The sequence below is a fragment of the Novosphingobium sp. BF6 genome, assembly GCF_058273105.1.
The window spans coordinates 335,001-357,112 of the sequence record NZ_CM177775.1; the positions used below are offsets into that span (position 1 = coordinate 335,001).

Below are 22,112 nucleotides of genomic sequence, written 5' to 3' on the forward strand. Positions count from 1 at the left end.
CCACCTGACGTAAAATTAATCCAGGGATCATCACCCTGCACATATCTAAACGTATGGTTACGTCAGGACATGTTAAGGTAACGACTATCTACTGCAACTCCGAGCCCTGAAGCCCCGGGTGCAGGCGCCGTCGCCCACATGTCCCTTCATCTAAAACCGACAATGTCAAAGATCCGGCCCCTCTCGAGACCCGCCGAACAGTAAAGCCGGACAACAATTGTTCCCCGCTTTCTTGCGATGGGGGAAGCTAGCTGTCCGTCTCTCGTGGCGACCGCTCCGAAACCGTGTGGTCCGCTGCGGTGAGAGGCCCTCTAAGACCCACCCACGATTCGGTCAACAACCTAATTTCAAAAAAACGACATTTTTCCAAAAACACACGGCTTTCCGCCGTTTCTGGAAAGCCCATTCCTCGATCCGCCCCGCCAGATGCGATTTGGGCCGGAGCGAAAAGGATTCGGCCCGGCCCAAACGATACTGATTCCGCTCGCGTTTCCGGTCAGAGGCCCGGAACCAGATGCCAGGCCTTGGCGATGCTGAAGGCGCTCGTGGCGATCAGGACGAGGGCGACCGCAAAGAGCAGCACCCGCGGCGGCACCCGCTTGGCCAGCAAGGCTCCGAATGGGGCTGCTATAACGCCGCCCACGATCATCCCGATCGTCACCGCACTGAAGGCACTGAAGCCCAGCGCGCCGATGAACGAGATGGAGATCGAGAGCGACAGCAGGAACTCCGCCGTATTGACCGTGCCGATCACCTTGGCCGGGTCTCCGCCCTGCACCAGCAGGTTGGAGGTCACGACCGGCCCCCAGCCACCGCCACCCGCCGCATCGAGGAAGCCGCCCGCCAGCGCCAGCGGCCGGGTCATGCGGGGATCCTCGAAGCGAGGCTTCGACATGCGGATCGCCTTGACCAGCAGGTAGAAGCCGATGCCCGTCAGATAGAGCATGATATAGGGCCGCGCGAGCGAGCCATCGATGTTGGAGAGCACATAAGCGCCTACCACGCCCCCCGCCACGCCGAAGGGGACGAGCCGCTTGAACAGCCCCCAGTCGACGTTGCGATGAACGATATGGCTCGCCCCCGAGGCCCCGGTCGTGAAGATCTCCACGAGATGGGTACTGGCCGAAGCCGCTGCCGGGGCGACGCCCAGGACGCTGACAAGCATCGTCTGGGAGATCACGCCGAAGGCCATGCCCAGGGCGCCGTCGATGACTTGCGCGGCAAATCCGACGGCGATGAAGGGCACCACGTCCCACACGCCTATTCCGAGATCGAACATGAGGTTGTCCTCCCTGTTCCAGGTATTGCGGAGATCAGAAGCCGTACCGGACGGTCAGGCCCCAGGTACGCGGGTCGCCGGGAAGCCCTGCGATCAGGCCGGTGTTGCCGGGACCGACGAAGAGCTGGTCGAAGTAGTTCTGATCGAAAGCGTTGCGGACCCAGCCATAGATGTCAAACCCGTTGTCCGTCCGGAAGCCGAGACGGAAGTTCGACAGGCTGTAGCCGTCGATCCAGGTATAGGCCGAGGGCGAGGGGTTCGACGAGAAGTTCGAGCGATAGCTGCCGTCATAGCCGAAGTAGACCCCGCCCTCCTGGCCGAGCAGGGTCGCCGGCTGATTGACTTCCGCGCCGAAAGAGAACGACCACTTCGAGACGCCGGGCAGGCGCTGACCGGAGATGTTGCAGTTCGCCGCGCTGAGCGCTCCGGGAACCCCGGCGGCTCCGGGAGTCTGCGTGCCGGTGACGGTGGTGCCGCCCGAAAGCTCCGGCGGGCAGGGCGCGTCGACGAAGCGGCGGTAGGTCGCATCGGTATAGGCGCCGTTGACATAGGCGTTGAAGCGTTCGCTGGGCCGGATCGAGAAGTCCGCCTCCACGCCCTGCGACCGCACCGCGCCGGCATTGGCGAGGTAACCGCGCAGCACGCCGAACTGGCCGTTGTTCACATTGGCCTGGTAGTTCTTGATGTCGGTGCGGAAGATCGAGAGGTTGAGCGTGGCCTTGCGGTCCCAGAACTGCGACTTGATGCCCAGCTCGTAATGGTTGACGTCTTCCGGCTTGACCGTGGCGGCGGCCAGGATCGGGTTGTTCTGGGTGTCGGTGGGCACGCCGTTCTGGTTGATGCCGCCCGATTTGAAGGACTTGGCGTAAGTCCCATAGACCAGCACGTCCGGCGCGACCTTGTAGCTCGCGGTGAAATCGTAGCTGAAGTTCCAGTCGCTGAACTCGGGCGAGATTTCCTGCGGCGTGAAGATCGCCAGCTGCGCGGTCTTGATAGCGTTCGTCGGGCCGGTGGTGAGCACCGGGTTGCCGGCACCGTCGAACACGCGGCGCTGGTAGTAGCCTTCCTTCTTGTCGTAGTTCAGGCGCACGCCCGGCTGGACCGTCAGTTCGGGCGTGATGTGCCAGCTCAGCTGGCCGAATAGCGCCGCGCTGGTGTTCTTCAGGTACTGCGTATTATAGGCGACGAGGCCGTTGAGCACCGCAGGATTGTTCGACAGGGCATTCGACGGCGCGATGTTCCAGCGGCTGGAAGCGGTGCCGTGCGCCTCGGTGCCCTGGGTGTCGATCCGCTGGTAAAAGCCGAAAGCGCCGACCACGAAATCGATCTTGTCGCTGCTGTAGTTGTAGCGCAGCTCCTGCGTATACTGGTCCTGCTGCGAGGGGTTCTGCGACAGGGCGACGATCGGCAGGCCGGTGAAGTCACGGTCGTTCGACGGATCCCAGTCCCAGAAGCGCCAGGCGGAAATCGAGGTCAGCGTGCCCTGGCCCAGATCCCACTTCACGCGCAGCGAGGCGCCGCCGATCTTGTTCTTGGCGCGCAAGTCGGTGTCGAGGTCGGTCAGGCGGTCGAAGGCGTTGCGGCTCGGCGGGGCATAGCCCAGCGCGGCGGACAGCGCTTCGAACTGGCGGTTGAGCGCGCGCTGGGTCAGGCCGGTGCGAACATAGACCGAGCCGCAGCAATTGGCATCCTGCGCGCTGAAGTCGCCCGCGAGCGTGACTTCCAGATCGTCCGTCGGTTTCCAGAGCAGCTGGCCGCGCAGGCCCAGGTTGTCCTGCCCCTGGATGTGCTCGCCGGTGACGACGTTGTAGATCGTCCCCTTGCGGCTGGTCGACGAGATTGCGAGGCGCGCGGCCAGCTTGTCGGTCAGCGGACCGGATACGGCGGCCTTGGCCTGCTTGAAGTTGTAGTTGCCGATCGAGACCTCGGCCTTGCCCTCAAAGTCGAAAGTGGGCTGGTTGGTCGTGATGTTGATCGCACCGGCGGTGGTGTTCTTGCCGTAGAGCGTGCCCTGCGGGCCGCGCAGGACCTCGATCTGGGCGACATCCAGGAAGTCGAACGTGGCCGAGGCGACGCGCGAGTTGTAGACGTCGTCGACGTAGATGCCGACGCCCTGCTCGATACCGTCGTTGGTCAGGCCGAACGGCACGCCGAGGCCGCGGATGTTGACCGCAGTGTTGCGCGGATTCGACGAATAGAACTGCAAGGTCGGTGTCAGCTGCTGCAGGCGCCCGACGTTGAACGAGCCGGTGGAATCGATGTGCTCCCCGCCCACCACCGAAATCGCCAGCGGCACATCCTGGCTCGATTCCTGACGGCGGCGCGCGGTCACGAAGATTTCGCCGCCCCGATCGTGGGCACCAGTGCCGACCGAGGTCGGCGGCACTTCATCGTCGCCGCTGGCAGCGGCAGCGGTTCCGGCAGCACTCGCAGCAGCGGTGGGCGCAGCGACGTCCTCCCTGGCCCCATTTTCCCTGGCCAAGGCCGGAGTCCCGGCCAGCATCAGCGTAAACGACAGGCAGGCGAGCGGAAGCGGGGCCGGCAGCGGCCCGCGAAAGGTCTTTCTCATGTGATCCCCCTTGATGGTATGTCGAAGGGCCTCACATCCGGTGGTCCGGTCTGCGCGGCAGAGTGCGGTTCGTCGGTGGCGCGCCTTACGAGGCGAAGCGCCGCCGTTCGGTGATGTCGAGCTGAACCAGCTTCCCATCGTGGACTGTCAGCTGGATGACGCCGTAGCGCATCTGGTCCAGAGCATCGGCGACCACCTGAAGCGGTGCCGCCTTGGGATTGCTTGCGGACTCCTTGGCGAGGTGCAGTCCCGATCGCTGGTTGTCCGATGACGGTTGAGACATTGCGAATCTTCCTCCGAGCGCGCGGCTTTTTCGCCGCCATCCGCACTCGTATTCTCAACTTAAAAAGTTGACAATATCCCTAGCCGAAAGTTTCTCGTTTCCGCGCCAAAGCAAAATCTTTTTACGCCGAAGCGATATCGCGCTGCCCCGTTTGATCCGGGCGGCAAATTCGAGGGATTGCCGGTCGTCCTGCGCAAAAAGACATGAAAATTGTCTATTTTTATGAGAAGCTTGGCAGGCAAGAACGATTGCCAGCGGTTGTCGGACCGCGCTCAATCCTCGCTGTCGGCCTGTGCCGGAACGAGTTCGATCCGATCCGACAGGCGTACTCCATCGAGCAGCTCCGCCGTGCGATCGCGCACTTCGAGCATCAGCGCCCGGGTGCGGCAATTCTCTTCCTCAAGGCAGTTCTTGCACTTTTCGTGCGCGAAACGGCTGGCGCAGGGCACCAGCGCGAGCGATCCGCGCATCAGGCGGATCAGGTCGCCATACGTGATGTCGATCGGGGAGACCGCCAGCCGATAGCCGCCGTCCTTGCCGCGCTGCGAATCGACGATGCCGAAGCGGCTCAGTTCCGACAGGATCGTGGTCAGGAACTTGGCGGGAATGTTCTGTGCTTCCGCGATCTGCGCGAGCTGGATCGGACCTTGCCCATAGTTGTCGGCAAGATGCTGCATGGCGCGGATGGCGTAGCGGGTTTTCTGCGAAAGCACGCCTGCCGTCATGCCGCAGCACGCGCGCCCATGGCAAGGCCGCCGGGCGGGGATTTCGCAGATTGTCAGTCTCTTCGGTTGACAACTTGAAACGGGGCCGGGCGGCGGAAATTGTCCTCCTTTCCTTCGCGGCTTGACGCGGGAGGCCCTTGGCCGCCGCTTTTCGCAGTGCAAAAGCCGGATCGCCTCCCCACATGGCCAGCCTACGCCGCAAGGAACCCGCGAAAATCGCGATTTTTGCATCCGGACAGCGGCCTGCCGGGGTCCTCCGATCAAGTACTTATTCGCAAATGCACAAGACCCATTCCACGCCCCGCGCCAGATTTTCCGTCAAGCGGCCACATGCACGAACGAGCCGCGCAACCGGGAATCGGTCTGACTTTGTTCGGGGAACTACCATGATCAGCAAGTCACGAATCGCCTACGCGCTCGCTTCGAGCGTCTCGCTTCTCGCGTTCGCATCGGGCACGGCGCATGCGGAAGGCGCCGATACCGCCGCTACGGCGACCGCAGCCGCTCCCGCGGAAGGCCTTACCGATATCGTCGTCACTGCCGAGCGCCGCGAAGTCAGCCTCCAGCAGGCGCCGCTCTCGGTCAGCGCGATCACTTCCGAGACGCTGAAGGCCGCGAACATCAACGACATCACCGGCCTCAATGGCACGGTTCCCGGCCTGGTCGTCGCCAAGAGCGGCGGCGGCGAGCGCATCATCACCATTCGCGGCGTCGGTTCGGAAACCCCGGAAAACACCAATACCCAGCCGGGCGTCTCCTATCACATCGACGGCGTCTACATCTTCAACTCGATCGCCGCGAGCGCGGCCTTCATCGACGTGGCGCAAGTGGAAGTGCTGCGCGGCCCACAAGGCACGCTGTTCGGCCAGGGATCGACCGGCGGCACGATCAACGTCGTCTCGATCGAGCCGAGCACCGAGAGCGTCAGCGGCAACGTGAACGCCGGGTATGGCAACTACAACTACATGGAAGGCTCGGGCGCGCTGAACGTGCCGCTTTCCGATACCCTGGCGGTGCGCGGCGCCTTCCAGTTCACCAAGCACGACGGCTATGCCCATGCCACCGAAGTGCCCGGCTTCCGCAAGTACGACCTCGACGATCAGGACGAGACCGGCTGGCGCCTCGGCGCCAAGTGGCAGCCCGCCTCGAACTTCTCGATCGTGCTGAACACCGTGCAGTTCACCAGCGAGACCAACGGCCCGGCCCAGAAGAACATCCTCGATCCGAACCCCGACCCGCGCGAACTGACCCAGGACTATCCCGGCCGCTCGGTGGTGAAGACCCAGCTCTACACCGGCGTCGCCAAGTGGGAGACGCCGTTTGCCACGATCAAGTCGATCACCGGCTACCAGAAGCTCCACTCCGAACAGGCCTGGGACGCGGACGGGCTCGATACCGCGCGGTTCCATGCCCAGACCTACAATCCGATCAGCTTCACCGGCACCGCCTACGACCACGTTCCGCTGTGGGAATCGGATACCAAGAGCTGGAGCCAGGAAATCAACCTGACCTCCAATGGTACCGGCCCGTTCAGCTGGGTGCTCGGCGGCGTCTACCTGCACTCGTCGAACAGCCAGTACGTCAACGAATACCGCAGCGACGACGACAACTTCCTCCAGCAAGCCCTGCCCACCGGCACCGCGTGGAACGATCCGCTGGTCGCCAACCTGACATATGCGGAACTGTCGACGATCAAGCGCGACCTTTACGCCTTCTTCGCGCAGGGCACCTACAGCCTGACCAGCCAGCTCAAGCTGACGGCCGGTGTGCGCTACAACCACGACAAGTCTACCGGGATGTTCGATTCGATGTCGGGCGGGGCATCCGGCCAGACCTCAGGGGCCTACCTCCAGCCCGCGTCGACCGGCAGCCGCAAGGGCGACGCCTGGACCGGCAAGGTCGCGCTCGATTACCAGATCACGCCGAGCAACATGGTCTATGCCAGCTGGACGCGCGGCTTCAAGCCGGGCGGCATCAACTCCGCGGCCTCGACCGGGAACAGCTATGCGATCCTGCCGACCTACAGGCAGGAAACCGTCGATTCCTTCGAAATCGGCTCCAAGAACCGCTTCCTGGGCGATACGCTCCAGCTCAACGGCTCGGCCTTCCTCTACAATTACAGGAACATGCAGTTCCTGGAGGAAGACCCGATCCTCTACGGCGAGGGCATCAGCAATGCCCCCAAGGCGCGGGTCTACGGCCTCGAACTCGAAGGCTCCTACATCCCGACGGACGGCCTGCGCTTCGATGCCTCGATGTCCTATCTCGAAGGCGAATTCACCTCGCACTACCTCGCGCTCGATCCCACCAATGCGGTCAATGCCCAGAATGCGGCGGGCTATCCCGACTACCTGTTCTGGAGCAACTTCTACCCCGCCCTGCTCGCTCGCGACGCCGCGCGCGCGGACATCAAGGGCAACCGCGTGCCCAAGCTGCCGCGCTGGCAGGGTAACATTGCCGCGACCTGGAACGGCAAGGTCGGCCCCGGCGAACTGACCGCCCGCGCCCAGCTGATCTATCGCGGCAAGTACCAGTACCGCCTGTTCAACGAAGGCGACGTGGACCTCACCCCCTCGTATACGCAGGTCAACGCCATGCTGAAGTACGAGCCGGAAGGCACCAATACCAACATCACGCTGCGGGCGATCAACCTGTTCGACAGGAACGGTATCAACTCGCGCTTTTCGGACCCTTACGGCAGCGCCCAGGTGATGGACACCTACATCCCGCCGCGTCAGGTGATCCTTTCGGTGGGATACAAGTTCTAAACAAAGAGCCCTTCGGTCGCGCAAAAGGGATCCAGTCGAGGGGCGCCGGTCACAGGATCGGCTCCCCTTTCCCTTCCCCGAGGATTTTCGAAAGCGGAATCAATCCCGCGAAACCCCAAGCGCGATAGGGACAGGAATGCTCGGACTGTCCGCCTCCCGGTCCGGGCGGCTATCGTCGCGCCGTCGCGGGGCCGGACCGGCCGTGCTCCACCGCGATGGAGGCCGCCATGTCCGCCAGACTGAGCCTGTTCTACGGCCTGCTCGGCAAAGTGCAGCCCTATTTTCGCGGCGCCCGCATGGGGCGCTTCGAAGCCGCGCTTGGCCCGGCCGCAGGCGCGCGGGTGCTCGACCTCGGCGGCACGACCGAGATCTGGCAGCTCGTCCCGACACCGCTGGACATCACCATCGTCAACCTCCCCGGCGTGCCGCGCCATGAGGATATCGCCAGCCATCACCGTTTCACCTTTCTCGACGGCGACGCCACCCGGCTTACCCAGTTCGCCGACAATGCTTTCGACCTGGTATTCTCCAACAGCGTGATCGAGCACGTCGGCGGCCCCGAAAAGGAGCGCCTCTTCGCCGGAGAGGTGCGCCGACTTGCCCCCGCCTACTGGATACAGACCCCCTCGATCTGGTTCCCGCTGGAGGCGCATACCGGCCTGCCCTTCTGGTGGTTCGCCCCCGCCCGCCTGCGCGCCGCGCTGCACCGGCGCTGGGAACGCATGTTGCCCGCCTGGAACGAGATGGTCGCGGGCACGACCGTGCTGGGCCGCAAGCGGCTGCGTTCCTACTTTCCCGATGCCGAGCACGGCATCGAATGGGTCGCGGGCTTCCCCAAGTCCTATTTCGCCTACCGCACCGCCTGACCGGCCTTCTTGTTTCGCGGCAGCGATCAACTATCTAGGCGCGGGTCATCAAGAGTGTGCAGCCGCAGCATGAGAGCCTGCACGGCGTGTCAGTCCGGCGATTCCATCCCGGACGGAACCCGCAGGAGTCGCAATGCCGCGCAGTGTCCTCGTCCTATTCGCCGCCTCGCTGGGCTTCTTTTTCGTGACGGCGACGACGTTCACCTCGCTGGGCTACGTGCTCTATACCATGGTGGCGCAGCTCGGCTGGTCGAAGGCCGCGGCCGGACTCAGCTTTTCGCTGCTTGGCCTTGCCTGCGGCCTCGCCAGTCCGCTGCCGCCGTTGCTGATGAAGTCGATCGGCACGCGGCTGACGATGTTCGCGGGCTGCCTCGTGCTCGCCGCCGGGTTCTTCATCGCCTCCCAGATCGAGCACCTGACCCTGTTCTTCGTGGCGACGACCCTGATGGGCGTGGGCTTCTCGCTGATCGCCCCCTCGCCCGCCGTCTACCTGCTGGCGACGTGGTTCCCGCGCACTTCGGCGCGAATGATCGGCTTCTACTTCATGGCGGGCGCGGCAGGCGGCATTGCCGGGCCGCTTATCGTCGGCGCCATCGTCGGCATGACCGGCGACTGGCGCCTGCACTGGCTGGTCATGGCGGTCAGCGCCGTCGTGCTCGGCCTGATCTGCCTCGTCTGCATCCGCGACGCCGTGAAGGTGGAAAGCGTGGAACAGGTGAAGGGAGCGGGCCATGAACAGGATGCCCCCGCCGAAAAGAGCCTCTGGACCGTGCGCCAGGCGCTGATGACGCCGAGCTTCCTGATCCTCGCCCTCGTCATGACCGTGGTGCAGACCGCCGTGACCTCCGCGCACTCGATCCTCGTCGCCCATATCGCCAATCTCGGCGAAGGCGCGGCGCCCGGCGCCATCGCCATGAGCCTGCTGGCCTTCGCCGGTACTGGCGCCAAGGGCCTGACCGGCACCCTGTGCGAACGCATCGACCCGCGCCGCATCCTCATTGCCGGTCTGGCCTTGCAAGCCATCGCAATGGCCCTGCTCTGGTCGGCCTCGATGGTGCTGGTCGCCACGGCCGCCGCGACGCTGTTCGGCCTCGGCTGGGGCATGGCCTGGCTTTCCGCCCATATCCTGCTGCTGCGCTACTTCGGTGCGGGCATCGCCGGCGACATGACCGCAATGGCGACCACCGCCACGACTTTCGCGGTGCTCGGCCCGATCCTGGCGGGACGGATCGCCGACGTGACCGGCGGCTATTCGCTCGCCATCCTGATCTTCGCGCTGCTGCTGGCCGCCTCCACGATCGTGGCCGTGCTATTCCTGCGCGCACCCGCCGCGCGCCCGGTCAGGGAAGCGGACGTCATCGAAGAGAGCGAACTCGTCCCCGCCGAATGAAGCGCCTTTTCGGCAAAGGGCCATCTGCCAAAAGTCACTGCGCCCTGTGCAAAGCTCTCTCTTTCCGGCCCCGCTAGTCTGAGATCTTGCGGGAGAACGCACGGACGTTCTCCCCGGTCTCACCGATACGGGGATCAGGCAGGAATGACTCTACTCAACGACCAGTTCTTCGACAGCCTGGGCAGTTCCATCCTGGACACGCTCGAAGCCGACACGCTGCCCCCGGCCTGCTACACCGACGAGGACTTCCACCACTTCGAGAAGGCCGCGCTGTTCGAGCACGAATGGCTCTGCGTCGGCCGCGCCGAGTGGCTGGAGAATCCCGGCGACTTCTTCACCGTAACCCGCGCGGACGAGCCGATCATCGTCACCAAGACCCGCGACGGCACGGTCAAGGCGCTCTCGGCGGTCTGCCAGCACCGCGCCATGCTGGTGGCGGAAGGCCACGGCAATGCCCGCGCCTTCGTCTGCCCGTACCATCACTGGACCTACGACCTCGACGGCACCCTCGTCGGCGCCCCGGCGATGAACCGCACCTGCAATTTCGACAAGAAGGCCGCCAGCCTGCCCGAAATCCGCCACGAGATCTGGCACGGCTTCGTCTTCATCAACCTCGATCCAAAGGCCGAGCCGCTGACTCCGCGCCTCGCCGGGCTGGAGGAGGTGGTCGCCAACTACGACTTCGCAAACTTGCGCGGCCCCCGTCCCGAGGAAGCCACCGTGTTTCCGTGGAACTGGAAGGTCATGCTGGAGAACAACAACGACGGCTATCACGCCAGCCGTCTCCACGCCGGGCCGCTGCACGACTTCATCCCGAGCGGTCTCGCCACGTTCCCCGAAGTGCCGGAAGATTCGGCGGGCTACTACCGGCTCAACGGCACGCTTCACAAGAACGCCGCCTTCAACGCCACGCAGAAGTCGGTCTTCCCGGTGTTCCCCAAGCTCACCGAGGAGGAGCAGAACCGGCTCCTGTTCGTGAACCTGCCGCCCAGTCTCTCGCTGGTCGTGCTCAACGATACCGTGCTCTATCTTATCATGGACCCGCGCTCGGCCCAGTCGCACGCCCTGACCATCGGCACGCTGATGGTGCCCGAGGCAATGGACGACCCGCTGTTCGAGCTGAAGATGAAGATGAACGACACGGCGGTCGAGGAGATCGTCAGCCAGGACTTCCATGTCGACGAACTGGTCCAGCAGGGCCTGCGCTCGAAGTTCGCGCCGCGCGGGCGCTATTCCTGGCAGGAGGGTGCGCAACGCCTGCTCAACGTCTGGCTAGTCGAACGCTATCGCCGCGAATGGGACCGCCGCCGCGGGCCTTCCGCGCCCGTCACTCGCCTGCGCGCCTGATTCACGAGAGTTTTACCGTCACCCATTCCCGACGGTCTGCGGCGTCCGGTCTCGTACCGGGCGCCGCCTTTTCTTTGGCGCGCGAGGAATCAACGATTCGTGCGCGGCATGGCGAGCACGTCCCCATGGTCCGGCTAGGCCTTGGCGCAACCAGACTGGAGCCAAGACCTTATGACCAACACCCTCATCTTCGTCGATTTCGCCACCGACGATCCGGCCAGGGCCGGAGAATTCTACGCCGAAGTCTTCGGCTGGGAGAACGACGCGCGCCCCCACGGCATCTACCACCGCATGGTTCCCGGCGGCTTCTTCCAGCACAAGGACGGCAGCGACAGCCAGATCGGCAATCTCCACCTCGGCGTGTTCGATGCGAACAATGCCCGCCCGCACCCGAACCCCGAAGGCGTGGAGCCGCGCACCCTCGCCACCGAGGGCCGCAAGGCCCGCATCTGGGTGCTGATCGGCGACGACGACAACGAGGACCGCATCCTCGCCGCCGCCGAGAAGCTGGGCGGCAAGGTGCTCTGGCGCAATCACTACTGGAAAGAGTTCAACGGCTACAACCACGCCTTCGCGGACCCCTGGGGCAACGAGATCATCCTCTGGGGCAAGGCGGGCGAAAACCCCGAGATTCCGGCCGACTACACCCGCGAATAGGCCCAGCTCCCCGGCGGCGCGACAAGTTCTTGTGCGCGCCGCTGCAAGACCGCCCCGCCCCCTTTTCCATAGCCTGAACCCATCCAACCCGCACCCGGAGCCAGACCCGCAATGAGCCGCCTTCCCATCGTTTTTTTCGGCCATGGCAGCCCGATGGTGGCGCTGGAAAAGAGCCCCGTCACCCGGACCTGGAACCAGATCGCCGAGGGTATCGGCAAGCCGCGCGCGATCCTGTGCATCTCGGCCCACTGGCAGACGCGCGGCACCGCCGTCACCGCGATGGCGCAGCCGCGCACGATCCACGACTTCGGCGCCTTCCCGCAGGCCCTGTTCGACGTGCAATACCCGGCCCCCGGCGATCCCGAACTGGCCGCGCGCGTGCGCGAACTGCTGGAACCGATGCCGGTGACGATGGATGCCAACTGGGGTCTCGACCACGGCACCTGGTCGGTGCTGGTCCACGCCTATCCCGAAGCGGACGTGCCGGTGATCCAGCTCGGCATGGACCTCGGCAAGAGCGCCGCCGAGCACTGGCTGGTCGGCCGCATGCTGCGCCCGCTACGCGACGAGGGCGTGCTCATCATGGGCACCGGCAATATCGTCCACAACCTGCCCGCCATGGACTGGGCCAACCCCGCCGCCGATCCCTATCCCTGGGCCGAGCAGTTCAACGCGGCCATGTGCAAGGCGATCGCCTCCGACGATCCCCAGACCGTGATCGATTACGAGGCGCTGGGCGAGGCCGCCCGGCTCTCGGTGCCGAGTTCCGACCATTTCCTGCCGCTGCTCTACGTTCTGGGCGCCCGCCACGAGGACGAAGCGGCGACGTTCGAGCCCGATTTCATCCAGCACAAGTCGCTCAGCATGACGAGCGTGCGGATCGGCGCCGCGTAAATCCGCGCGCCCTGACCTCTTTCCTTCCCAACAGGAGTTCCGATGGCACTGATCAGCCTTAAGCCCGAACCAGCCAGAGAGGCCGCACTCCAGCCGACCGCCCTGCACCACCTTCGGGCCACGCCGGAAACGGTGCACTGGGGCTATTTCTCGCCCGAGATCAAACCGGCGCTCCATGTGAAGAGCGGCGACCTGATCCAGGCGCAGGCCGTGACCCATCACGCGGGCGACGATCCGGAGCTGATGTTCGACGACGACATCCGCCGCATCTTCACCGAGATCGACCCCGCCACCCGTGCGCCCGGCTGCCACATCATGACCGGCCCGATCTTCGTCGAGGGCGCGGAACCCGGCGACATGCTGGAAGTGCGCTATCTCTCGATGCGCCCGCGCTTCAACTACGGCTCGAACCTCGCGGCCAACTGGGGCCATCTTTACGAGGAATTCGGCGAGACCGAGCGCGTCACGATCTACAAGATCGATCCCAACGCCAACACCGCCAGCGCCCTATACGCCTATGACGTGGACGAGAAATACGTCGTTCCCGGCCGCATCACCCACTGCCCGGAATGCGACCGCTCCACCGCGCTGCCCGGAATCACCATCCCGGCCCGTCCGCACCTCGGCACCGCGGGCGTCGCGCCTGCCGTCAACGAGGCGGTGAGCACGATTCCGCCGGGCCTCCACGGCGGCAATATCGACAACTGGCGCATCGGCGCGGGCGCGACGATGTACTACCCGGTGCAGGTCAAGGGCGGCCTGTTCTCGATCGGCGATCCCCACATCAGCCAGGGCGACGGCGAGATCAGCGGCACCGCGATCGAATCCTCGCTCGACGTGCTGTTCCAGATCGTCCTGCGCAAGGACTTCTCGTTCCCCTCGCCGCTGCTGGAGACGCCGGATTGCTGGATCGTCCACGGCTTCGGCGAGAATCTCGACAAGGCGATGAAGTCCGCCTCGATCGACATGCTCCACCTCCTCACCGAGCATCAGGGCCTGTCCCGCAACGACGGCTATTCGCTGATGAGCGTCGCCGCCGACTTCGGCGTGACCCAGGTGGTGGACGGCACCCAGGGCATCCATTGCCGCATCGAACGCCGCATCTTCCCCGAAAAGGGCAGCGTCCGCGATCCCGCATAAACCCGAACGCACCGGACGCGGGAGCCCTCACCCTGCGTCCGGTGCGTGCCCGAGAAGTCAAGAACCGGAGCCCGACAATGGGTTATGAACTGATCGACGTCCGCCCCCTGACCAAGCGAATCGGCGCGGAAATTTTCGGCATCGACTTGCGCCAGCCGCTGGGCAACCAGGCCTTCGCGGAGATTCACGACGCCCTGATGAAGCACCAGGTCGTGTTCTTCCGCGATCAGGACATCGATCACGAGGCCCACAAGGCGCTGGGCCGCGCCTTCGGGCAGCTTGCGATCCATTCCGGTGTCGCCGGACTTCCCGACCATCCCGAAGTCGTCGCGATTCACGCGGACGAGAACTCGAAGTTCGTCGCGGGCGAGAACTGGCATTCGGACCTTTCCGCCGATGCCGAACCGCCGATGGGCTCGATCCTGCACGTCCACACCCTGCCCGAGGACGGCGGCGATACGCTGTTCGCCAGCATGTATGCGGCCTACGACGCACTGTCTCCGGCGATGAAGGCCTTCCTCGATCCGCTGACCGCCGTTCACGACGCCAATCCCGTCTACAAGGCGATCTTCCCGGATTCGACCAGGACCTACCCCTGCAACTCGCACCCGGTGATCCGCACCCACCCGGTAACGGGGCGCAAGCTGCTCTTCGTGAACTCGTCCTACACCACGAAGATCAACGCGCTTTCCGGCCCCGAGAGCAAGGCCGTGCTCGATTTCCTGTTCGACCATGTGAAGGACGCGAACTTCCACGTCCGCTTCCGCTGGCAGAAGAATTCGGTGGCTTTCTGGGACAACCGCTGCACCCAGCACTTCGCGGTCTGGGACTACTTCCCCGAAGTCCGCTCGGGCTTCCGCGTGACCGTGGCGGGCGACCGGCCGTTCTGACCGGACATAACAAATAACCGGCGGAAACTGGTCCTTGCACCGATTTACCGTATAGTGCCGGGATGAGCGACCAACCTTCCGCCGCCCATCCTTCCCACCCGGGCCAAAACCCGACCCAAAGCCCGGCCAGGCCCGCCACGTTCCCCTGCTTCGCGCTCGCGCCATGGACGATCGTGGTGCCGTTCCTTGCCCTGGCGGCGATAGCGCTCGGCAAGCCCGGTTCGATCCCGATGGCGGTGCTGATCGCGGTGGTGCTGGGCGCGGCGATCATGGCGGCGGTCTATCACGCCGAAGTCATCGCCCACCGGGTCGGCGAACCGTTCGGAACCCTGATCCTGGCCTTCGCGGTGACGGTGATCGAAACCTCGCTGATCGTCTCGATCATGCTGAGCGAGGGCGTCGGCGCACAGGCGCTGGCGCGGGATACGGTGTTCGCGGCAGTGATGATCACCATCAACGGCATCGTCGGCGTCTGCCTGCTGCTGGGCGGCGGGCGGCATCACGAGCAAGGCTACACCCAGTCCGGCGTCAACCACGGGCTGGCGATCCTGGCGACGCTGTCGATCCTCACGCTCGTCCTCCCGAATTTCACCACCAGCCAGACGGGACCGTTCTACAACGACAAGCAGCTGATCTTCGTCGCCGTGGACGCGCTCGTGCTCTACGCGACATTCGTCGTCGCCCAGACCATCCGCCACCGCGACCATTTCCTCTATCCCGAGGAAAACGACGGCAGCCACGAGACGGTCCCGGCGGCCAAGGCCATTGCTGCGGGCGTCATGCTGCTGGTGGCGCTGGTGGCCGTGGTCATGCTCGCCAAGGCGCTTTCGCCCTCGATCGAGGCGGGTGTGGCCGCGATCGGCGCGCCGCCCGCCACGGTCGGCATCATCATCGCCGCGCTGGTGCTGGCGCCGGAAAGCCTCGCGGCCCTCGGCGCTGCCCGCGCCAATCGGGTGCAGACCAGCCTCAACCTCGCGATCGGTTCGGCCCTGGCGACGATCGGCCTGACGATCCCGGCAGTTGCGATCGCCTCGCTGTGGATGGGGCTGGATCTCGAACTCGGCCTTTCGCTCAAGTCGATCGTGCTGCTCGGCCTCACCCTGCTGGTGGCGACCATGACCCTGAGCACCGGACGGACCACGCTCGTTCAGGGCATGGTCCACCTGGTGATCTTCTCGACCTACCTGTTCACGACGCTGGTGCCGTGACGGCGGCTTTCAACATCCAGCTCGTGCAAACAGCCCACGTCATCCTGAACTTGTTTCAGGATCTATCGCTCAGCCAAGACCATCGGCCTGATCGGCGAAATGGATCCTGAGCCGAAGGCCAGCGAAGCTAAACAAGTTCAGGATGACGCTGTGTAATGGGTAAGCGGACTAACGTCCCCGCCCCCTCAATTCCGGTAGAGCGCGTCCAGCCGCTCGCCATAGCGCTCTTTCAGCTTGTGGCGGCGAATCTTGAGACTGGGAGTCATCTCCTCGTTCTCGATCCCGAAAGGCTCGTCGGCGAACGTGTACTGACGGACCTTCTCGATCACCGAGAGATCGGCGTTCACCCGGTCGATCGCGCTGCGAATCTCGGCGCGGAAGGCGGGGAGACCCTGAAGCGCCTTGAAGTCGAACTTCTCGCCGTTGGCCTTGGCCCATTCCAGCGCCCAGTCGGCATCGGGGACGATCAGGCCGACGATGTAGGGGCGGCGGTCGCCGAGCACCATGGCCTGTGCGATCTCCGGCTGGAGCGTCAGCATCGATTCGACCTTTTGCGGAGAGACGTTGTCGCCCTTGTCGTTGACGATCATGTCCTTCTTGCGGTCGGTGATCCTGATCCGTCCACGATCGTCGATATGACCGACGTCGCCGGTATGGAGCCAGCCGTCCTTGAGCACTGCCTCGGTGGCGGCGGCGTTCTGCCAATAGGCCTCCATCACCAGTTCGCCGCGCACGAGAATTTCCCCGTCCTCGGCGATCCGCACCTCGACCCCGCGCAGCGGCGGGCCGACGGTATCGTGCCTGATTCCGGCGGCGGGGCGGTTGCAGCTGATGACCGGCCCGGCCTCGGTCTGGCCGTAGCCTTGCAGGAGCGTCAGCCCCATCGCGTCGAAGAACGCGCCGATCTCGGGATTGAGCGGCGCTCCACCCGAGACCAGTGCCTTGATCCGGCCACCGAACTTGGCGCGCACCTTGGGGCGCAGGGTCCGCTCGATCACCATGTCGAGCGGATAGTCCAGCAGACGGCGGCGCCCGGCCTGTTCGCGCCCGGCGATGCCCAGAGCCAGTTCCATCAGCCGCGCCGGGATCGCGCCCTGCTTCTCGATCTGCTTCATGATGCGCGTGCGCAGCACTTCGAACAGACGCGGGACGACGACCATGATCGTCGGGCGCACTTCCTCGATATTGGAGGCGAGCTTGTCGAGGCCCTCGGAATAGTAGATCTGCCCGCCCATCGCGATCGGCAGGAACTGGCCGCCGGTATGCTCGTAGGCATGGCTGAGCGGCAGGAACGAAAGGAAAATCTCGCCCTCGTCGCAGCCGAAGTCGTCGAAGATGATCTGCGCGCAGCCGGCGACATTGGTCAGGATCATGCCGTGGTGCTGGCGCACCCCGCGCGGGGCGCCGCCGGTGCCGCTGGTATAGATGATGCAGGCGAGATCGCGGCGCGTGAACGTCGCCACCCGCGCGTCCACTTCCGCCCGCGCCGCCTTGGCATCGCCTTCGAGCAGCGCGGCCCAGTCATGCACTTCATAGGCCCCGCCCTGCATCGGCGGCAGCATCTCCATGCCGATGACATGGCGGCAGAGGTCGGTCTGGACGATCGCCGGGAGCAGCGCCTTGCCCAGTTTCGCGGTGGAGACGATCGCCGCCCGCGCGCCCGAATTCTCAAGGATGTGGATGTGGTCGCGCGTCGTATTGGTCGTGTAGGCAGGCACGGTGACGCAGCCCGCCGCCATGATCGCGAGATCGGCGAGGCACCATTCCGGCCGGTTTTCCGACACCACCATGACCCGATCGCCCGGCTGCAGCCCCATGCGCCGCAGCGACGCCGCGATCAGGCCGACCCGACGCGCCGCCTCCGCCCAACTCGTGGAATGCCACTTGCCGTCCCGCTTGGCCCAGAGCATCGGCGAATCGCCGAGCCTGTCTGCCTGCGTGAGAAACAGCGATACCAGGTTGGTGCACTTGTCGAAGTCGCCAAGATCCATGCCGGGCTCGTCCTCTCTTGCCATGCGGAATTGTCCGTTCTGATCAACGTCTAGGCGTGTGCGGAGGTTGCGACAAGCAAAGCCGCATCCCCGCGTGCCACTATAATGCCGGGATTTGACGCTATTCGGACCCTACCGCCTCGGCGATCGAGGCGAAGCCGTCGCGCTTCATCAGGGCTTCCAGGCCCTTGCAGAGCGCCCTGGCCATGCCGGGGCCTTCGTAGACCATGGCGCTATAGACCTGCACCAGGCTGGCGCCTGCACGGATGCGCGCCCAGGCGTCCTCGGCCGTGGCGATGCCGCCGACGCCGATCAGCGGCACCGCCCCGCCGGTCGCCTTGCGGAAGTCGCGCAGGCGCTGCTGGGCGAGATCGCGCAAGGGCGCGCCGGACAGGCCGCCGGTCTCTCCGCGATGGGCCGAGCGCAGGGCCGGACGGGAAATCGTGGTGTTCGACACGATCAGCGCACCGAGGCGCTTCTCGATGGCGATCCGGGCGATGGCGTCGATATCGGCTGGTTCGAGATCCGGCGCGACCTTGAGGAACACCGGCGGGCCATCCGTGCCGCAGACATCGGCGCGGGCTTCCAGCACCGCATCGAGCAGGCCGGTCAGCGCCGATTCGTCCTGAAGCGCGCGCAGGCCCGGCGTGTTCGGGCTGGAGATGTTCACCGCCAGATACGTCGCGAGCGGGGCCATCAGGCGGGCCATCGTCGCATAATCGGCGATGCGGTCGTCCGCGTCCTTGTTGGCGCCGATGTTGATTCCGACGACGCCCGGACGATCCTTGCGCGCCGTCAGCCCCGCCAGCGCGACTTCGGCGCCCTTGTTGTTGAAGCCCATGCGGTTGATCACCGCGCGGTCCTCGACCAGCCGGAACAGACGCGGCTTGGGGTTGCCCGCCTGCGGCAGCGGCGTGATCGAGCCGACCTCGGCGAAACCGAAGCCAAGGCCCAGCAGGGCGTCGGGCACCTCGCCGTCCTTGTCGAACCCGGCGGCCATGCCCACGGGGTTGGGGAAGGCGATTCCCGCCACTTGCGTCGCAAGCGAAGCCGGGAATGCGGGCGCACGGCTGGGTCCGGCCAGTTTCAGCGCCTTGAGCGCGAGGCCATGCGCCGATTCGGCGTCGAGACGGAACAGGGCGGGTCTGATCAGGGAATAGAGCACGGACCCGCGCATAAACACCTCGGGGCTGTTGCTCAAATGCTTCTTATCGGGCGCGGCGCGCGCAAAATCGCTTTTTCGGCGTCACCGCCGAGGCACGCGTGTCGCAATTATACAATAAATCGGCGGAGGGGCGGCATACACGGGACTTGCGACCCGAAGGGCTCGTAGCGGGATGCGCACGAGTTCTTTATTACCTAACGGCGGTTCCCGATCTGATCGGGGGCCGCCTTCTTTTATCGGGAATCGCCTGAACGGCTCCGGAAGCGCTTGTTTTGCGACAGGTCTCTCGGTTTTGTCGCAAGAACCCCTGCGAAACGCCATTGAAACCGGAGGGGTCCTGCACTAGGTGGCACAAATCGGAAAGATTTGATCCACTTTAACCGCAAGAGACGCGAAAGCCGCTGATATGCGCCTGTCCAGCATGGCCGACTACGCTGTTGTCATCATGTCCGCCGCGACTCGGCACTCGGGCACCTGTGCGCATCACCCCCAGGATTCGCGGCTCAGCCGCATCTCGGCAGCGCAGCTTGCGGAAGATACCGGCCTGCCCGCGCCGACGGTGCAGAAACTGGTGAGCAAGCTGACCGCCGCGGGATTGCTGCAATCGACCCGCGGCGTGGGCGGAGGGCTGAAACTGGCCCGTGCGCCCGAGACGATTTCGATTGCGGATATCGTCGAGGCAGTGGAAGGGCCGATCGCGCTCACCGCCTGCCTCGAACAGGGCAAGCACGAATGTACGCTGGAAGGCGGATGCAGCGTGCGCCCGCACTGGCCGCAGGTAAATGCGGCCCTGCGCGGCGCATTGGCGCAAGTGGTCCTGACCCAGCTCGTCGAGGAAGTATGAATGACTGAGGAAACCTCCCCCGAGGGCACCATCGAGGTGCGCGAAGTCCATGGGGACGATCTGCGCCCAACGGAAGCGGGCGAAGTGGAAGTGCGCGATCAGGCCGCGCGCGACGCCGCCGCGCGCGTCGCGGACTACGAGCACGGCTGGGTTGCCGACATCGAGCAGGAATACGGCCCCAAGGGCCTTTCCGAGGACACCATCCGCTTCATCTCGGCCAAGAAGGACGAGCCGGAATGGATGCTCGAATGGCGCCTCAAGGCCTATGCCAAGTGGCTGGAGATGACTCCGCCGGACTGGGCCAAGCTCAACGTGCCGCCGATCGACTACCAGGAAGCCTACTACTGGGCCGCGCCCAAGAAGAAGCCTTCGCTCTCGAGCCTCGACGAGGTCGATCCCGAGATTCTCAAGGTCTACGAGAAGCTGGGCATTCCGCTGGAGGAGCAGAAAGTGCTCGCCGGCGTCGAAGGCGCGCGCAAGGTCGCCGTGGACGCGGTGTTCGACTCGGTCTCGGTCGCCACCACCTTCCGCAAGGAGCTGGAGCAGGCGGGCGTGATCTTCCGCTCGATCTCCGAAGCGATCCGCGAATATCCCGAGCTGGTGAAGAAGTGGCTCGGCAAGGTCGTGCCGGTGCAGGACAACTACTTCGCGGCGCTGAACTGCGCGGTCTTTTCGGACGGCACTTTCGTCTACATACCAGAGGGCGTGCGCTGCCCGATGGAGCTGAGCACCTATTTCCGCATCAACGCGGAAAACACCGGCCAGTTCGAACGCACCCTGATCGTCGCCGACAAGGGCGCCTACGTCTCCTACCTCGAAGGCTGCACCGCGCCGATGCGCGACGAGAACCAGCTCCACGCCGCCGTGGTGGAACTGGTCGCGCTGGAAGATGCCGAGATCAAGTACTCGACCGTGCAGAACTGGTATCCCGGCAATGCCGAGGGCAAGGGCGGCATCTACAACTTCGTGACCAAGCGCGGCCTCTGCCAGGGTGCCCGCTCGAAGATCTCGTGGACGCAGGTGGAAACCGGCTCCGCCATCACCTGGAAGTATCCCAGTTGCGTCCTCAACGGCGAGGATTCGGTGGGCGAGTTCTACTCGGTGGCCGTCACCAACAATTACCAGCAGGCCGATACCGGCACCAAGATGATCCACAACGGCAAGGGCAGCCGCTCGACGATCATCTCCAAGGGCATCTCGGCGGGCAAGTCGAACAACACTTATCGCGGCCTCGTCCGCGTGGCCGCCAATGCCGAGGGCGTGCGCAACTTCACCCAGTGCGATTCGCTACTGCTGGGCAAGGAATGCGGCGCCCACACCGTGCCCTATATCGAAGTGCGCAACCCCAGCGCCCAGATCGAGCACGAGGCGACCACCAGCAAGATCAGCGACGACCAGCTGTTCTATGCGATGCAGCGCGGCCTCGATACCGAGCAGGCCGTGGCGCTGATCGTCAACGGCTTCGCCAAGGAAGTGCTCCAGCAGCTGCCGATGGAGTTTGCCGTCGAAGCGCAGAAGCTGCTGGGCATCAGCCTTGAAGGAAGCGTGGGCTGACGATGGCCCGCTTCCACACACGCAAGACATTCAAAGGAATCCCCGCATGACCGCCGCCCGCAAGACCCTCGGCATCAGCAAGGACGCCGCGCCGAAGGCCGACGCCAAGGCCAGCTTCAACGTGACCGGCGCGCGCCTCGAAACGCTCAAGGAGCGGGCCAAGGAAATGCGCCGCAACCCCAGCGAGGCGCAGAAGGCGCTCTGGGCGGAACTGTCCGGCTCGAAGCTGGGCGGCGTGAAGTTCATCCGCCAGTCGGTGGTCGGCTCGACGATCGTCGATTTCGCCTGCCCCTCGCGCTGGATCGTCGTCCAGCTCAGCCCGGAAGATTCCAACCCGGACGTCAACGAGTTGCAGGACCGCAAACTCATCGAAGTGGGCATCCGCGTGCTGCGCTTCTCCGAAGACGAAGTGCTGGACCGCATCGACGGCGTCGTGCGCGAGATCACCACCGAACTCAACGTGCCTTTCGACAAGCGCTCCGCGCGCCGGAAGGCCGGTGCCACTGCTGCCCCTCGCTTTGATGAGGGCGCCGAAGGATGAC

18 protein-coding genes are annotated in these 22,112 nt (G+C 64.8%); 12 read left to right on the plus strand and 6 right to left on the minus strand.

Features of this window, described 5'->3' with window-relative positions:
- Nucleotides 1–496 precede the first annotated feature (496 nt).
- The 4 genes from AC4D6D_RS01680 to AC4D6D_RS01695 form a co-directional block, all read right to left on the minus strand.
- The gene (locus AC4D6D_RS01680; RefSeq protein WP_491326250.1) at nt 497–1,279 is read right to left on the minus strand and encodes a sulfite exporter TauE/SafE family protein; all 783 of its coding nucleotides are present in this window, start codon (nt 1,277–1,279) and stop codon (nt 497–499) included.
- Between the two features lie 34 nt (nt 1,280–1,313).
- A complete protein-coding gene (locus tag AC4D6D_RS01685) occupies nt 1,314–3,782 on the minus strand; it encodes a TonB-dependent receptor (RefSeq protein ID WP_491327178.1) in 2,469 nt (822 codons plus the stop codon).
- A 151-nt stretch (nt 3,783–3,933) separates the two neighbouring features.
- Nucleotides 3,934–4,131, minus strand: a complete 198-nt coding sequence (locus tag AC4D6D_RS01690) for a YezD family protein (RefSeq protein WP_491326251.1) — start codon at nt 4,129–4,131, stop codon at nt 3,934–3,936.
- Between the two features lie 272 nt (nt 4,132–4,403).
- A complete protein-coding gene (locus tag AC4D6D_RS01695; RefSeq protein WP_465145889.1) occupies nt 4,404–4,844 on the minus strand; it encodes an RrF2 family transcriptional regulator in 441 nt (146 codons plus the stop codon).
- A gap of 398 nt (nt 4,845–5,242) precedes the next feature.
- Between AC4D6D_RS01695 and AC4D6D_RS01700 the strand changes: the two genes are divergently transcribed.
- From AC4D6D_RS01700 to AC4D6D_RS01740, 9 genes are all read left to right on the plus strand, one after another.
- Nucleotides 5,243–7,624 carry a TonB-dependent receptor gene (locus tag AC4D6D_RS01700; RefSeq protein ID WP_491326252.1) on the plus strand — a complete coding sequence of 794 codons (2,382 nt, stop codon included), beginning with the start codon at nt 5,243–5,245 and terminating at the stop codon, nt 7,622–7,624.
- Nucleotides 7,625–7,851: 227 nt separating this feature from the next.
- Nucleotides 7,852–8,490, plus strand: coding sequence for a class I SAM-dependent methyltransferase (locus AC4D6D_RS01705; RefSeq protein ID WP_491326253.1), 639 nt, complete (start codon nt 7,852–7,854; stop codon nt 8,488–8,490).
- Nucleotides 8,491–8,623: 133 nt separating this feature from the next.
- A complete protein-coding gene (locus tag AC4D6D_RS01710) occupies nt 8,624–9,880 on the plus strand; it encodes an MFS transporter (protein ID WP_491326254.1) in 1,257 nt (418 codons plus the stop codon).
- A gap of 144 nt (nt 9,881–10,024) precedes the next feature.
- On the plus strand, nt 10,025–11,227 hold the full coding sequence (locus AC4D6D_RS01715) for an aromatic ring-hydroxylating oxygenase subunit alpha (protein WP_491326255.1): 1,203 nt from the start codon (nt 10,025–10,027) through the stop codon (nt 11,225–11,227).
- 171 nt (nt 11,228–11,398) lie between these two features.
- Nucleotides 11,399–11,884: a VOC family protein gene (locus AC4D6D_RS01720; protein WP_491326256.1), complete on the plus strand. Its 486-nt coding sequence runs from the start codon at nt 11,399–11,401 to the stop codon at nt 11,882–11,884.
- 111 nt (nt 11,885–11,995) lie between these two features.
- Entirely contained in the window at nt 11,996–12,778 is a 783-nt protein-coding gene (ygiD, locus tag AC4D6D_RS01725; RefSeq protein ID WP_491326257.1) for a 4,5-DOPA-extradiol-dioxygenase, read from the plus strand.
- A 42-nt stretch (nt 12,779–12,820) separates the two neighbouring features.
- On the plus strand, nt 12,821–13,918 hold the full coding sequence (locus AC4D6D_RS01730; RefSeq protein WP_491326258.1) for an acetamidase/formamidase family protein: 1,098 nt from the start codon (nt 12,821–12,823) through the stop codon (nt 13,916–13,918).
- A gap of 77 nt (nt 13,919–13,995) precedes the next feature.
- Nucleotides 13,996–14,808 carry a TauD/TfdA dioxygenase family protein gene (locus AC4D6D_RS01735; protein ID WP_491326259.1) on the plus strand — a complete coding sequence of 271 codons (813 nt, stop codon included), beginning with the start codon at nt 13,996–13,998 and terminating at the stop codon, nt 14,806–14,808.
- Between the two features lie 62 nt (nt 14,809–14,870).
- Entirely contained in the window at nt 14,871–16,016 is a 1,146-nt protein-coding gene (locus AC4D6D_RS01740; protein ID WP_491326260.1) for a calcium:cation antiporter, read from the plus strand.
- 185 nt (nt 16,017–16,201) lie between these two features.
- Here the strand turns inward: AC4D6D_RS01740 and AC4D6D_RS01745 are convergent, their stop codons facing one another.
- Together AC4D6D_RS01745 and AC4D6D_RS01750 are read right to left on the minus strand one after the other, a co-directional pair.
- Nucleotides 16,202–18,007, minus strand: a complete 1,806-nt coding sequence (locus tag AC4D6D_RS01745) for an AMP-dependent synthetase/ligase (protein WP_491327179.1) — start codon at nt 18,005–18,007, stop codon at nt 16,202–16,204.
- A gap of 121 nt (nt 18,008–18,128) precedes the next feature.
- The gene (locus tag AC4D6D_RS01750; RefSeq protein WP_491327180.1) at nt 18,129–19,184 is read right to left on the minus strand and encodes a quinone-dependent dihydroorotate dehydrogenase; all 1,056 of its coding nucleotides are present in this window, start codon (nt 19,182–19,184) and stop codon (nt 18,129–18,131) included.
- 394 nt (nt 19,185–19,578) lie between these two features.
- Here AC4D6D_RS01750 and AC4D6D_RS01755 point away from each other — a divergent pair, with 394 nt between their 5' ends.
- Genes AC4D6D_RS01755 through AC4D6D_RS01765 form a run of 3 tightly spaced genes read left to right on the plus strand, consistent with a single transcriptional unit; the run spans nt 19,579 to nt 22,111 of the window.
- Nucleotides 19,579–20,016, plus strand: a complete 438-nt coding sequence (locus AC4D6D_RS01755; RefSeq protein ID WP_147215974.1) for an SUF system Fe-S cluster assembly regulator — start codon at nt 19,579–19,581, stop codon at nt 20,014–20,016.
- A complete protein-coding gene (gene sufB / locus AC4D6D_RS01760; protein WP_491326261.1) occupies nt 20,017–21,570 on the plus strand; it encodes a Fe-S cluster assembly protein SufB in 1,554 nt (517 codons plus the stop codon).
- Nucleotides 21,571–21,616: 46 nt separating this feature from the next.
- Nucleotides 21,617–22,111, plus strand: a complete 495-nt coding sequence (locus tag AC4D6D_RS01765) for an endonuclease domain-containing protein (protein WP_491326262.1) — start codon at nt 21,617–21,619, stop codon at nt 22,109–22,111.
- Nucleotide 22,112: the final 1 nt, after the last annotated feature.